The organism is Marivirga arenosa, from assembly GCF_030503895.2.
GTDB classification, from domain to species: Bacteria; Bacteroidota; Bacteroidia; order Cytophagales; family Cyclobacteriaceae; genus Marivirga; species Marivirga arenosa.
On the sequence record NZ_CP129970.2, the window covers coordinates 1,148,157 to 1,162,961 of the forward strand.

General features: G+C 32.8%; 14 protein-coding genes. 9 read left to right on the top strand and 5 right to left on the bottom strand.

Annotation, left to right across the window (positions count from 1 at the left end; genetic code table 11):
- Positions 1 to 48 precede the first annotated feature (48 nt).
- Positions 49 to 1,830 (bottom strand): ABC transporter ATP-binding protein, encoded by a 1,782-nt coding sequence (locus QYS48_RS05000; RefSeq protein ID WP_308357783.1) that lies wholly within the window; start codon positions 1,828 to 1,830, stop codon positions 49 to 51.
- A 374-nt stretch (positions 1,831 to 2,204) separates the two neighbouring features.
- Between QYS48_RS05000 and QYS48_RS05005 the strand changes: the two genes are divergently transcribed.
- The 9 genes from QYS48_RS05005 (at position 2,205) to QYS48_RS05045 (ending at position 10,985) form a co-directional block, all read left to right on the top strand.
- Positions 2,205 to 3,308, top strand: a complete 1,104-nt coding sequence (locus QYS48_RS05005) for a Glu/Leu/Phe/Val dehydrogenase (RefSeq protein ID WP_308357784.1) — start codon at positions 2,205 to 2,207, stop codon at positions 3,306 to 3,308.
- 116 nt (positions 3,309 to 3,424) lie between these two features.
- Positions 3,425 to 4,573 carry a transcription antitermination factor NusB gene (gene nusB / locus QYS48_RS05010; RefSeq protein ID WP_308357785.1) on the top strand — a complete coding sequence of 383 codons (1,149 nt, stop codon included), beginning with the start codon at positions 3,425 to 3,427 and terminating at the stop codon, positions 4,571 to 4,573.
- A 95-nt stretch (positions 4,574 to 4,668) separates the two neighbouring features.
- The gene (locus tag QYS48_RS05015) at positions 4,669 to 4,974 is read left to right on the top strand and encodes a YtxH domain-containing protein (protein WP_308357786.1); all 306 of its coding nucleotides are present in this window, start codon (positions 4,669 to 4,671) and stop codon (positions 4,972 to 4,974) included.
- A 28-nt stretch (positions 4,975 to 5,002) separates the two neighbouring features.
- Positions 5,003 to 5,563, top strand: a complete 561-nt coding sequence (locus QYS48_RS05020) for a DUF1573 domain-containing protein (RefSeq protein ID WP_308357787.1) — start codon at positions 5,003 to 5,005, stop codon at positions 5,561 to 5,563.
- 6 nt (positions 5,564 to 5,569) lie between these two features.
- Entirely contained in the window at positions 5,570 to 5,887 is a 318-nt protein-coding gene (yajC, locus tag QYS48_RS05025; protein ID WP_308357788.1) for a preprotein translocase subunit YajC, read from the top strand.
- 4 nt (positions 5,888 to 5,891) lie between these two features.
- Positions 5,892 to 6,869, top strand: a complete 978-nt coding sequence (locus QYS48_RS05030; RefSeq protein WP_308357789.1) for a hypothetical protein — start codon at positions 5,892 to 5,894, stop codon at positions 6,867 to 6,869.
- Positions 6,866 to 7,456 carry a dephospho-CoA kinase gene (coaE, locus tag QYS48_RS05035; RefSeq protein ID WP_308357790.1) on the top strand — a complete coding sequence of 197 codons (591 nt, stop codon included), beginning with the start codon at positions 6,866 to 6,868 and terminating at the stop codon, positions 7,454 to 7,456. The genes QYS48_RS05030 and coaE overlap by 4 nt, the downstream gene beginning before the upstream one ends.
- Positions 7,457 to 7,671: 215 nt before the next feature.
- The gene (locus tag QYS48_RS05040) at positions 7,672 to 9,927 is read left to right on the top strand and encodes a tetratricopeptide repeat protein (RefSeq protein ID WP_308357791.1); all 2,256 of its coding nucleotides are present in this window, start codon (positions 7,672 to 7,674) and stop codon (positions 9,925 to 9,927) included.
- A gap of 2 nt (positions 9,928 to 9,929) precedes the next feature.
- Positions 9,930 to 10,985 (top strand): potassium channel family protein, encoded by a 1,056-nt coding sequence (locus QYS48_RS05045; RefSeq protein ID WP_308357792.1) that lies wholly within the window; start codon positions 9,930 to 9,932, stop codon positions 10,983 to 10,985.
- Between the two features lie 2 nt (positions 10,986 to 10,987).
- Here QYS48_RS05045 and QYS48_RS05050 read toward each other — a convergent pair whose 3' ends face one another.
- The 4 genes from QYS48_RS05050 to rimO all read right to left on the bottom strand — a co-directional run bounded on the left by QYS48_RS05050 (position 10,988) and on the right by rimO (position 14,756).
- Entirely contained in the window at positions 10,988 to 11,209 is a 222-nt protein-coding gene (locus tag QYS48_RS05050) for a hypothetical protein (protein ID WP_308357793.1), read from the bottom strand.
- 91 nt (positions 11,210 to 11,300) lie between these two features.
- A complete protein-coding gene (locus tag QYS48_RS05055; protein ID WP_308357794.1) occupies positions 11,301 to 11,876 on the bottom strand; it encodes a 5-formyltetrahydrofolate cyclo-ligase in 576 nt (191 codons plus the stop codon).
- A complete protein-coding gene (gene bshC, locus QYS48_RS05060) occupies positions 11,869 to 13,434 on the bottom strand; it encodes a bacillithiol biosynthesis cysteine-adding enzyme BshC (protein WP_308357795.1) in 1,566 nt (521 codons plus the stop codon). Before bshC ends, QYS48_RS05055 begins: the two co-directional genes overlap by 8 nt.
- 11 nt (positions 13,435 to 13,445) lie before the next feature.
- Entirely contained in the window at positions 13,446 to 14,756 is a 1,311-nt protein-coding gene (gene rimO, locus QYS48_RS05065; RefSeq protein WP_308357796.1) for a 30S ribosomal protein S12 methylthiotransferase RimO, read from the bottom strand.
- Positions 14,757 to 14,805: the final 49 nt, after the last annotated feature.

Consider the following 14,805-nt stretch of genomic DNA (forward strand, 5'->3'; position numbering starts at 1 on the left):
AATTTTTAAATGAATTCAAACAAACGCAATAAGTTTGCTTTATCAATATTATACTGATTCGCCTTGTAATTGTTTTTGATATAGCTCTTTGTAAGGCCCTTCTTGCGATAGTAATTCCTGTTCAGTTCCTTGCTCAACTATAACACCATCATCTAAAACAATAATGTAGTTAGCTAATTTTGCAGAACTAACTCGATGAGAAATAATAACGCTAGTACGTTTTTCCATTATTTTCTTAAGCGCATTAAGAATAGCGTTTTCCGTTTTAGTATCAACTGCTGATAAAGCATCATCCAAGATCATGATTTTAGGATCTCGGGCAATGGCTCTTGCAATGGACACTCTTTGCTTCTGACCGCCTGAAAGTGTAATTCCCCTCTCTCCTAACTCAGTATCATAGCCTTTAGGAAAATCAAGAATGTTGTTATGTAAATCAGCATCTTTAGATGCTTTCAACATCTGCTCTTCAGAGAGCTCTACACTACCAAATGCGATGTTGTTTCTAATAGAATCTGAGAATAAAAATACATCTTGGGGAACATAACCGATTTGTCCTCTTAATGTCTCAACCTTATAATCTTCAATAGGAATTTCATCTATATTAATATTTCCTGATGTAGGATCATACATTCTGGTAATTAGATTTGCAATCGTACTTTTTCCAGAGCCCGTAGTACCAATAACGGCCAAAGTTTCTCCTTTCTTTACCGAAAAACTAACCTCTTTCAATGCCTTAATACCGCTATCAGGATAGGTGAAACTTACCTTATCAAATACGATATCTCCAACAATTTCTTTTTCGATATTTTTCTTAGATACAATTTCTGTTTTGGTATCCAAAAATTCATTCACTCTTTTTTGAGAAGCAGCAGCTCTTTGAATAATACTAGTAACCCACCCTACTGAGGTTACTGGCCAGGTGAGAAGGTTTACATAAATAATAAATTCAGCAATATTACCTGCACTAATTGCTCCATTCATCACCTCAACCCCACCTATATACACAACCAAAATCACGCTTAAACCAACCATTCCCATAATCAATGGAAAGAATAAGGCTTGAATAAATGTTAATTTCAGCGCTTTGTGTTTATAGTTATTAGTCTCTTTACTAAAATTATTTATCGAATCATCTTCTCTAACAAAAGATTTTAATACTCTGATTCCTGAAAATGCTTCTTGAACTAAAGTTGAAAGTTGTGACTGGCTTCGTTGTATCTCTTCTGATCTTTTATTAATAAGATTATTCACAAAATAAATACTAACGGACAAGAATGGTAGAGGAATTAATGAATACCATGTTAAAGTGGCATTAACTGAAAACATGATTGGAATAACAATACAAAAAAGTGTAATCAAATTCACCGAATACATGATAGCAGGCCCTAAGTACATTCTCACCTTACTTACATCCTCAGATATACGGTTCATGATATCTCCCGTGTTATTCCGCCTGTAAAAACTTAAAGGAAGTTTTTGGTAATGATTATAAATTTCATTTTTAAGATCGTACTCTATATGGCGAGACATTACAATAATGGTCTGACGAACAAGGAATAGAAAAAAACCTCTTCCTAAAGCTAAAAGCAAAATAATACCCCCATAAATCAGAATAGCAGATGCAAAAATTTCGTAGTAGTTATCCTGCAAATTGAAATTTTCGAACATGCGATACATTTCAATATTTTCCTTCACTAAGTTAAAGGCATAGCGCACAACCTGAGCAGGAAACACAGCAAAAAAATTAGACACTATCATAAACAATATGCCTAAAATCAGTAGGGTTTTATACTTTATTAAATATTTATTGAGGTGTTTTAATTCTTTCACGAAAATATCAACGTTTGATCAGGTAGATGGTTCAAAACAATTTCCCATCTAAAATGATGAATTTAGAATTACAAATATATAAGCTTCCTATTGGTTTGAATTTATTCAGATTAATAAATCTCCTTCTTTCAAAAATATTTACCTCTCAATATTCCTTTAATAAATATTGAATTAGCCTGCATAACAATATTTAATATTACTAAAAACCAGTATTACAACTCATAATTTTACCAAAACAAATTAAACCTCTAATAATGTTGGATTTACAAGAATCTCTGCACATTGATTTGCAGAGAAATAAAAGTTATTTTTGCACACAATTTCTCTAAAAGAGATACAGAAACGACTAAAGACATTTTTAAATTAATTCCAAGATGGTAGAATTAAAAAATCAAGAAGCCCAGGATAAATTTTCAGCTTTTAATACAATAGCTGATATGGGACATGAGCAAGTTGTTTATTGCTATGATGAGCCTACTGGCCTTAAAGCAATCATTGCTATTCATAATACTATTTTAGGTCCTGCTTTAGGGGGTACCAGAATGTGGACTTACCAAAATGATCAGGAGGCTTTAATTGATGTACTCCGATTATCTAGAGGGATGACGTATAAAGCTGCTATTTCTGGTCTTAATTTAGGTGGTGGAAAAGCTGTAATTATAGGTGATCCTAAAAAATTAAAAAACGAAGCTTTCTTAAGAAGATTCGGGAGATTTGTTGATAGCTTAGGTGGTAGATATATAACTGCCGAAGATATGAATATGAGTACTGCTGATATGGTTCACTTATCATATGAAACAAAATATGTAATGGGATTACCTGAATCAATGAATGGTAGTGGTGATCCTTCACCCGTTACTGCATATGGAGTTTACATGGGCTTAAAAGCTACTGTAAATAAAGCTTATGGAAGCGATAGTCTTGAAGGTAAGAAAATATCTGTTCAAGGAGTAGGTCAGGTAGGACACTATTTGGTTGATCACCTAATTGAGGAGGGTGCAAAAGTTACAATTACTGATATTAATGAAAGTAACATTAAAAGAGTTACGGATAAACACAAAGTAACTGTTGTGAAGCCAGATGAAATTTATGATGTTGATGCTGATATTTACGCTCCATGCGCAATGGGAGCAACGATCAATGATGATACTATAGCAAGGTTAAAAGCAAATGTTATCGTTGGAGCTGCTAACAACCAATTAGCGGACGAGAAGAAGCATGGCAAGCTTTTACAGGAAAATGGAATATTTTATGCTCCTGACTTCTTAGTGAATGCTGGCGGTATTATTAATATCTTCCCTGAGTTAATGAAAAATTACAATAAACCTTTAGCATTAGAGCAAACAGAAAAAATTTATGATAAATCATTAGAGATTTTGAATAAAGCCGAAGCTGAAGGCAAAACTTCACACCAAGCTGCTATTGAAATTGCTGACAAGCGAATGGCAGATATGGGCAAAGTGAAATTAGCATACTAATTATTGAATTATTATTTTTGCAGGGAAGGTGGAATGCTGCCTTCCCTATTTTATTATTTTATCGTTCTTTTTATTACTGATTTATGCTGAACAGAAGGTCATTACGAATTAAAGTTATGCAAGCGCTATATGCAGTTCAAAAATGTGAAGATGCCAATTTTGAATTAGCGCTGGACCACATAGATGAAATCTTCACTCCAGATTTAAACTCAATGGAAGTGCAAGACAAATCGCTTTTGAAACAAAATGCAAAAACGGCAAAGAAAATTTTCAAGGCAAACTACCAATCTAATCAAATTAAAGAAGAGCAGGATAGCAATCCTGAAATTCGTTCAGCAGTTAGTGATGCCATCGATTTATTTCAAACTAATGTAAAAAAGGATATCTCTTTTATTAAAAAGGATATGCTTGAAGCTGTAAACAAACTTTTAGAAAACTACTATCTATCCCTAAAGCTTTTAATTGAATTTGCAGATTTAGCAAAAGAAGATGTAGAAAAAAGGCAGAAAAGATTAGCCGATAGTGGGAAACAAGTATTTGAAAGTGAGTTGAATCTTTATAATAACAAGGCCATCAAAATCATGAAAGAAAATGATGCTTTGCAAAATGAGTTTACTCGTTTCAACATCACTTGGGAAGAAGATAGGCTGGATGTCCAAGAGTGGTACAGAGATCAATTGAAGAAAACAGATTTTTATAAAGAGTACACTTTAAAAAATGATCCTAGTTTTGAAGATGATGTAGAGGTTCTAAACCAGATATCAAGACAGCTAATTTTAAAAAGTGAAGCCATTACAAACTTTATGGCTGAGCGTGACCTTTATTGGGAAGAAAATAAATCCGCTCTTAAATCGATGTTAAAAAAGAGCATTAAGTCGTTTGATGAAATGACACAACATATTGAATTAATTGAGCTTTCTGCTAACTGGGAAGATGATAGCGAATTCTTTAAAGATTTATATCAACAAACCATAACTCATGAAAGTGAATATGAAAAAGTAGTGTCAGATTTTGCTAAAAACTGGGCATCGGATAGAATTGCCGTAGTAGATATGATTATTTTAAAAATGGCAGTGAGTGAAATGCTGAATTTCCCAAGCATCCCTGTAAAAGTGACGATTAATGAGTATATTGAGCTTTCTAAAAATTACAGTACGCAAAAAAGTAAACAATTTGTAAACGGATTATTAGATAAAATCTCAGCAAGCTTTGAAAAGGAAGGTAAAATCAAGAAAAGTGGGAGAGGTTTAATCGACAACAAATAACTTGATTGGTCTATTTGCGTAAAATTCAAAAAACTTTTAATGTACATTTGAATCATTTTTAATGTGCAGTATATTTACAGCTAAAGGAAAAAATTATGAGTAAAGGAGGAAGCAATCTATTCGCATTTTTAGCCGGTGCAGCAGCAGGCGCTATAGTAGGAATTTTATACGCTCCTGATACCGGTGAGAATACAAGAGATAAGTTAAGCTACCGCTTAGGAAAATATAAAGAAATGCTAGAGGATTTATTAAATGATATTTCTGAAGGTGAAGATTTAGGACTAAGCAGTGCACGTAGCGATGGGGAGAAAGTAGTAAATTCAGCTAAACAAAAAGCAGAACAATTATTAACTGATGTTGACGCATTATTGGGTCAAATTAAAAACAAAGAAGAAAAATAAGTTCAACTAATAAATATAATTCTTAACTATGAAAAGTTTAGTATATGCAATTGTGGCAGTAGGATTATTAACGCTAGGCGCTTGTAATGGCGATTTAGAAAAGCGTGTTACTGACCTGGAAAGAAGAGTAGCTGCTTTAGAAGGAAATGGAGGAACCGCTGCTAACAGTACTGCTGTTAAAACAGCATCTCAAAATACAACACAAGCTTCTACTCCTAACCAAAAACCCGATGGACCATTACCTGTAATGGAATTCACTGAAAAAACGCACGACTTCGGAACAATTACTGAAGGTGATGTTGTAACCAAAGTATTTAAATTCAAAAATACGGGTGAAGCACCTTTAATTATTTCAAATGCTACTTCATCATGCGGTTGTACTGTTCCATCTTACCCTAAAAATGAGCCAATTGCTCCAGGAGAAGAAGGTGAAATTGAAGTAAAGTATAACTCTAGAGGTAAAAAGAATCAGGATAACAAAGTAGTTAGAATTACAGCTAACACTTGGCCTGCTACTAACAATATTACAATTAAAGCATTTGTTGAGCCTAAGGCTGACAATTCAAGTGCAGGACCCGTAAAACAATAATATTTAATGATACAATTAATTTTAGCGCAAGCTACAACAGGTGGCGACAATGCATGGATGAGCCAATTATTATTATTTGGTGGTATAATCTTAGTTTTTTACTTCTTCATGATTCGTCCGCAGCAGAAAAAGCAAAAGGATCAGAAGAAATTTATATCTGAAATTAAGAAAGGTGATGCAGTTGTCACGATAGGTGGTTTACACGGAAAAGTGTACCAAGTAGAAGAAGATAAGATTGTTTTAGAAGTAGATAAGGGTACAAAAATGGTTTTCGAAAAATCAGCCGTATCATTAGAACAAAGTAAAAAACTTCAAGAAAAATAATTTATTGAAGCAATTTGAAAACATATGGGATTGGTTGAGTAATCTATTATTACCTCAATCAAATGATACTATAAAAGTGGTAGTTCTGTGCTTTGTCACAGCTACCACTTTTTGGTTTTTCAATGCGCTAAATGATAATTATTCAACCAGAATAAGTTACCCCATAAAGTTCACCTATCAAGATTCATCTTTAGTGGTGGTTGAAGAATTACCGCAAAGAGTAAGCATTAATGTGAACGGAGGCGGATGGAATCTATTAAGAAAGACATTTTGGTTTACAATTGAGCCAGTAGAAGTTCCATTAGAAGACCCTGTAAACCAGAAATATATTTTAGGTAGCTCACTTTATTCTTTAATTGCAGACCAAATGACTGAAGTGCAATTAAATTTTATTGAAACCGATACTCTAAATATTGAAATTGATTCGTTAAGATCTGCCAAAGCAAAATTGTTTATTGATAGTACTACAATATCATTGGCCCAAGACTACAGAATAACCTCTGCTATTAATAAATCACACGACTCCGCAATATTTACCGGGCCTGAAAGATTTATTAAAAATGTTCCTTCAGAGCTAAAAATAGAAATAGAAGAAGAGAATATCTCATCGGAATATGATGAGGACATTTACTTACCAACCTTTGGTTCAAGTTTAGTAAATCGTAATCCGGTTGAGATTAATGTTCAATTTAGGGTGTCAAAATTTATCCAACAGGAATTAATGCTGCCGTTTGAAAAGATCAATGCTCCTGAAGATTCAAATGCCTATATTTTTAATGATAGTTTAGCAAGAATTTCATTCCAAATTCAGGAAGAATTAGCTGGAAACTACAATTTAGATAGTATTAGACTCGCTGTGGATTATGAACAAATTAGTCAAAAAGACAGCGTGACTAAACCTATAATTCTATCCTTACCGCAAATTCTTAAGGATAAAAAAATAACTATTGATAGCATCAAGCTTCAATACGAAAAGCCATGAAAAAAATAGGCATCACAGGGGGAATTGGAGCAGGTAAAAGCTTGATATGTGAAGTCTTTAATCTTTTAGGGGTTCCGAATTATCCTGCAGATTATAGGGCCAAATGGCTACAATCAAATGACCCTGAACTCAAAAAACTGATTGTTATAAACTTTGGCAATGAAGCGTATTTAAACAATGGTGAATTAAATAGAGAATATTTAAGTAAAGCCGTATTTAATGATGATAAAAAATTAAAAACCTTAAATGGTTTAGTTCACCCTGCAGTAGCAAAAGACTTTGAATATTGGTGTGACAAGCATTCCGATAAAGCTTATGTATTGAAAGAAGCAGCTCTATTATATGAAACAGGTTCATATAAACAATTAGATGCTACTATAAATGTACACGCCAATCAGGAATTAAGGATAGAACGAACTCTAAAAAGAGACCCACAACGCACTAAAGAAAGTGTTCTATCCATCATGAACAAACAATTCTCTGATCAAAAAAGATTAAACTTAGCTGACCATATCATTTATAATGATGAAAGTAGATCTGTGATTCTGCAAGTAATAAAACTACATGAGGAATTAGTAAACTTATAATAAAAGCATCCACAAAATATTCCTCACTTCTACCTTAGAAGCTCTGATTATTTAGTTGAGAGTTCTTAAATTTAATGCTAAATCATAGAAAATATTGAAAGAGATATAGGGCAATATATTCACTAGTATTAAACTCGCCTTTTTAGATAATCTTAAAACAATAGTTAGTACTATATATATTCTAATAAGAGTATTATTGTTATATTTATCTTTTTATGAAAGCTTATTTCCCCATCATAATATTCTTATTATTTGCCCATTCGCTATCGTCTCAAAATATCGATAGTTTAGAAAATCTCCTTACATCTAATTTAAATAAACCCGATAAAATAAATGTATTAATAAGTCTATGTGAAGAATATAGAACATCAGATCCTAATTCCATGCGGCTTTATGCTGAAGAACTTATTACTTTATCAGACGGGGATTCTTCTACAAATAGTTTTGCTTGGGCACAATATTATCTAGGTGACTACTATTATATCGTAGATGAATCTAATCAGACAGAAAAATATTTTCTTTCTGCATACGAAATTTTTAAAAATAGAGAAAATGCTATTGGAGCATCAAAAGCCGCAGCATCATTAGCCAACATTTACTTTTTCTTCGATCGTTATAAAACTTCTCTTAGTTTTGCAGAGTCTGCCTTAGATTTAGCATATCAAACTAATAATAAAGAGCTCCAGTCTAACCTTCTTTCACTTATGTGTGATATATACACTTATATGGAGCAGTATAATCTTGCTATCCAGCATTGTGTTCAATCCCTAAAAATTAAGGAAGAGCTTAAGATGGTAAAAGGTAAAGAGGTGACCATGAACTCTATTGGACTTATATACCAAGAGTTAGGCTCCTATAAAAAAGCTGAAGAGTATTTATTTAAGGCATTAAAATTAGCCGAAAAAAATGCTCAACCCTATAATATAGCCACAACTTACAGCAATATTGGCAATTACTTTCTAGTAATAGGTGAGACTGAAAAAGCACTACAGAACTTCCAAAACGCTATGCAGATCGATTCAGTAAGCCAAGATAAAATCGGTCTAGCATACTCTTTCTTTGATATCGGCAAAATATATGTAATCAATAAGCAATTTGATGAAGCTTTAAGCTACTTAAACAAAGCTCAGGTTTTAGCAGCATCACAAAATATGCCTGAACTACTAGCAAGAATAGGTATTGAAAAAGGTGAGGTTTTCACATCAAGATCTGAGTATCAGAAATCAGTTAGCGTTATAAAAAATAGTATTAGTATAGCTCAAAAAATTAATTCAACTCCAATACTTAAGGATTGCTATCAGGATCTCTCAAAAATTTATGATGAAATGGGAGATAAAAACAATGCTCTTATCTATATGAAGCTTTATATGCTTGAATCTGAAAGAAAATATAAAGCTGAAAACATTAAATCTATTGCGGAAATAGAGGCTATTTATAAAATCGACCAGAAAGAGCAAGAAATTGATCTGTTAAAAAAAGATAATGCTATTAAAGAACTCAGAGCCGAACAGAGAACATTTTTCATAGCAGCATTAGGTATTGGTCTTGTCTTATTAATTATTCTCATCATCATTTTATACAGTCGTAATAAAATAAAAAATAGAACCAACCAAGCCTTAAGAGAACAGAACAGTGCAATCCAGGAACAAAAAGAAGAAATTGAAAGTCAGAAAGAAGAATTAGCAGAGACCAGTCATAAACTTAGTATACAAAATAGACAGATTACAGACAGCATCAATTACGCAAAGCAGATTCAAGATTCATTATTACCTCAAGTACAAACCATAAAAGAGTCTTTTCCAGAATCATTCATATTTTATAGAGCTAGAGATATCGTAAGTGGAGATTTTTATTGGTACACAAAAATTGAAAACAAGGTCGCTATTGCTTTGGTAGATTGTACAGGTCATGGAGTGCCTGGTGCATTTATGACAGTTTTAGCTAATTCATTGTTGAATCAAATTGTGATTGAAACCGGAATTACTTCACCTGACTTAATTGTATCACTCTTAGACCAAAAAATACAGCAAAATCTTCATCAGGAAAACATCAACAGCTCTAATACGGATGGATTAGACATAGGCCTATTGATGATTGATAAAAAAAAGAAAACCTTAGAATTTACAGGTACCAAAATTCCTTTGTATTTGTATCAAAATTCAGATATTACAATTATAGAACCAGATCGAAATAGCGTTGGAAGCACACAACTTTCTGAAAAAGATTTTACAAAAAAGGAAATTAAATATAATGAGGGAGATATCATTTATTTAAGCTCAGATGGATATCAAGATCAATTTGGCGGAAGCAGGAATAAGAAATATATGAAAAGTAATTTTCGTTTATTACTTGAGAAGATTGCTCAAAAGCCGATTTATGAACAAGAATCATTAATTGAAAAAGAATTTATAAATTGGAGAGGAAGCACACCACAAACTGATGATATATTAGTGATTGGGCTTAAACTATAACAATGAGCTTTAGAAGTTATAAAAGACTTATCTATTATCTGATTGCCTTCTTAGCAATTTTCTTATTCCTAGTATTTAATCTATTAGAATTTGAGTTACGCTCTGAGGAAGGGGAAATTGAGACATTATCAGATGCATTTTGGTACTCAATTGTCACTTTAACTACTGTTGGCTATGGTGATATGGTTCCCACCTCAACTGGCGGAAGAGCAATTGGTTATATTCTAATATTTTTGAGTTTAGGAGTATACGGTCTATTAATTGGTCAAATCTCAACCATTATGGCAAATATTAAAGAACATAAAAAACTGGGTATGTACGGAACAAATTTTGAAGATCATATAGTAGTAATTGGTTGGACACATTTTGGTAAAACCGTTATCGATCAATTAATAAAAGCAGGAAGAAAAGTAGCTATTGTTACCAGGAATAGAGACAACATTGACCTACTTAAGGAGCTTTATCAAAACAAAAACCTGTTTGTATTATACTCTGATTACGAAAATTTTGAATTACTAGAAAAGGTAAATATTCAGAAGTCAAATACAGTTTTTATAAACCTAGAGGATGATACTGAAAAATTAGTATACATACTAAATCTTAAAAAGGAATACTCAGGCTTAAACTTCATAGTAACACTTGAAAACTCGAATCTTAAGCAAACATTCATAAGTGCTGGAGTAACTCATGCCATTTCACGTAATGAAATTGCAAGCAGGCTGCTAGCAAGCTATATGTTTGAGCCCGATGTAGCGCTGTATTCTGAAGAGATTTTGGCCTATCCTACCAACGATGAAGAGTATGATATGAAGCAGTTTAAAGTGCTTGAAAAAAACCCCTATAACGGCCAGGAGTACAATAAAGTGTTTTTTGAATTGAAGAAAAATGAGAATGTGATCCTTATGGGCTTGGTAAGAGTGGAAGAAGGAAAAAGAACAGCTTACAAAAATCCAGCTGATAATTTCAAAATACGAACTGGTGATTATTTAATAATGCTGATGAATCAGAAAACTCAGAGAAGTATAAAAAGAGTTTTTAATTTAGAGGAAGGTGTTTAAATCTATACTTCTAACTCGTAGAATTCAAAATCCTTTCCTTTACCGTAGGCAGTTAATTCACTTAAATTAAAGGCTTCAAGCGTATTTAAATCTTTACATTCAAAATCTTTATATCCTGTAGCCTTAGTCACCGTAAATTCATGAACTTCTCCAAAGTTCACCAGATAATAATCTTTCCCGACCCTTACAGTTTCAATTGATATTGACATTCTATAATTACTCATTAAATTTTCATTCCTATGAACTAAGACAATTTTTTAAAGTTTCAATTTATTTGAGAAATCGGGTTGAAATAGTAATTCTATAATATGAAAATCAATTGATTTTTAATCGCTCAAAAGGAGTGATCATATAATCCATTGGAACATCATATTGATTTATGAATTTTTCACCTTCCAAAAGTGGCCCAAGATTGATTCCGATAAATTTAGTATTGGCACTACATTGGCTTAAAAATCTATCATAATATCCTTTACCGTAACCTATTCTATGTCCACTTTTAGTTCCAATAATCATGGGAACCAATACACAATCAATATCTTTCAATGAAAACTGATTGCAATCTTGAGGTTCAGGGATTCCCCACTCATTCGTGATAAAAGTAGTAGTATTATGTATCTGAAAATGATATAACTTCGTGCTATTTAAATCTGTAATGCTAGTGATGGTATTGATTTGTGGTTTTTTAGTCCATAAATACTTTATGAACTGAAATACATCTGGTTCATTATTTTTAACAATTGGGATAAAAGTATGTACACTCTTAAATGGATGTTCATTAAAGAAATCTACCAATTGACCATAGAGCAAAATATTTCTTCTTTCATATTCTGCTTCACTCAAAAATTTTCTTTTCTCTAAATAAACTTTTCGAAGCGTTTTTTTATCCATCCCATCTCATTATATGGAATTGCAAATTAAATGGATCAAAAGCCTTTAACAATCCTTTAATAAATTGAGAGTCGGCTTTGAAGAATGGAAGAAAGTTCTCTTTTCTTTCCTGCAAACCATTTGAAGGAAATAAATAATCCTTCACTTCATCCGTCTGTCTCATTTTATCAGCATGCTTGCGCTTTTCTGCTGCCATCATTTTCTTCTCAATCTTATCGATTGAGTTGCTGATTTTTTCTGTTTCTGCCTCTGTCATTTGTGAGAGCGTAACATCAACGTCTCTAGCATACTGTTTTATATCCGCGAGTAATTGCTTCAATTGCTGACGCTCATCATTTAAATTTAATTTTACAGAAGTGATTCTTTTTGTGATTTGCTTCTTCAACTCCTCCCTTTCAGTAAACAAATCAACATCTGCCAATTTTAATTTTTTAATTTTATGACGTATTACATTTGGTATAATCATCCCGAAATTTCTAGGCAATAATATTGGGAAAGGAACTTTAAAGTACTCAAAAACTGGTTTCAATTGAAGCCAATAAGCTACTTCTGCGGGACCTCCAGTATAGGCTAAATTAGGAAGGATACACTCCTGGTATAATGGTCTTAAAATAACATTGGGGCTAAATCGCTCAGGGTACTGATCAATCTCTGCTTTTATTTCAGTTTCACTAAATTGAATATCCGTTTCTAGTACTTTATAAACACCCTCCTCTTTCACTATTCTTTCTCTAACTCCATCTTTGAGATAAAAGAAATTAATCTCTCTAGGAAAAGATTGTGTTTTATATCCAATATTATCTAGAGCTTGAGAACGCTCTTCCACTAATTGATTAGCAGTATTTTTTATAACATCATCTTCTATAACATGCTTGAATTCAGATTTTAAATCATGATCATCTGCATCTATTACTACCAATCCGTATTCACCATAAATAGCATTTACATACGCTCGAACAGCATCTGCTAAGTTTTCAGCATTGGAATACGCTTTATCAAAAATACTTCCTTCTCCAGCAATTTCTTTTGCTAGTTCGGGCAGACCATCAATTGCCATTCTGCCAACGGCACCAGTCTGCTCAGTATTCCATTTGTATTTCTTCCCTTCAATTTGAATAGATTTGATTTCATCTAAATCATGATCTTCAGAAGCCATCCAATATACTGGTACAAAATTATAATCCGGATATTTTGCCTTTAATTGCTTACAAGCATTAATAACCGTTATAATTTTAAAGTGGAAATATAATGGCCCTGTAAATACATTCAACTGATGTCCAGTAGTCAAGGTGAAAGTTTTTGAATCAGATAAACTCTTAATGTTATCCTGTACTAACTCCTCAAGCTGTTCAACAGTCTGATATTGTTTTTCTAAAACCTCGACTAATTTATCTCTATTGACAGAGCTCTCAGATTTTTCCTCTATTTGAGCTTGAAATGATTCAACATTTGGGTAGCGGTGGTAAAAACTTTTTAATTCTTCTTTTTGCTTAATAAAATCATTAAAAATTGGCGCAAAAAGTCCAGTTTCAAAAAAATCAATACAGCCTACCTTCATATTAAATATTATTATTTCAATTTACCATATAAGTCAAACTCTGTAGCATCGGTAATTTCCACTTCTACAAAATCACCAATTCGTGCATAGCTTTCCGTTGCATCAATCAATACTTCATTATCTACTTCAGGTGAATCATGTTCAGTTCTTCCAACAAAAAACCCACCTTCTTTTCTATCCACTAACACTTTGAATGACTTTCCTATTTTAGCTTGATTAAGCTCCTCAGAAATTTGAGTCTGTAATTCCATTACGGCATCCGCTCTTTCTTGTTTAATTTCATCCGGAACATCATCTTCAAAACTAAATGCATGCGTATTTTCTTCATGAGAATATGGAAAAACACCTAAGCGATCGAATCTTGTATTTCTTACAAAATCCATTAATTCCTGAAAATCTTCTTCCGTTTCACCAGGATGGCCTGTTATTAAAGTAGTTCTTAATGCAATATTTGGAACTTTCTCTCTTATTTTTTCAATTAATGCTTCTTGCTTCTCGCGGGTTGTCCCTCTTCTCATTGCCTTCAGCATTTTGGTAGAACCATGCTGAAGCGGCATATCTAAATAATTACAGATATTATCTCTCTCAGCCATTACATCTAGAATATCTTCCGGGAAACCAGTTGGGAATGCATAATGTAATCTTATCCATTCTATGCCTTCCACATCAGATAGTTGGCGAAGCAATTCAGCCAAATTTCTTTTCTTGTAGATATCTAAACCATAGTAGGTAGAATCTTGAGCTATTAGTAATATTTCTTTAGTGCCATTTCTAGCCATATTTTGAGCCTCTTTTACTAGCTCTTCAATTGGTCGAGAAACATGTTTTCCACGCATTAATGGTATTGCACAGAAAGAACAAGGTCTATCACAACCTTCCGCTATTTTCATGTAGGCAAAATGGTTAGCTGTAGTGGTAATTCTTTCCCCCACTAATTCATGTTTATAATCCGCCTTGAATTTTTTGAGTAATAAAGGCAATTCCATAGTACCAAAAAAGGCATCAACTTGTGGAATTTCCTTTTCTAAATCGTCTCTGTAGCGTTGTGAAAGGCAGCCGGTCACATATAATTTCTCAATTAGGCCTTCTTCCTTGGCGTCAGCATATCGTAAAATAGTATCTATTGATTCCTGCTTTGCATTATCTATGAATCCACAGGTATTTACTACTATAATATTAGAATCATCCTTTTCGGATTCATGTGACACATCTATATCGTTACCCCTAAGCTGGGTAATCATTACCTCAGAATCTACTAAGTTTTTTGAGCAGCCTAATGTGACTACATTTACCTTATCTTTCTTTAATCCTTTCGTCTTCAAAATTTCTCCTCTTTAATATTGTACCCAAAAAATTACTCTTTGGCTTAAA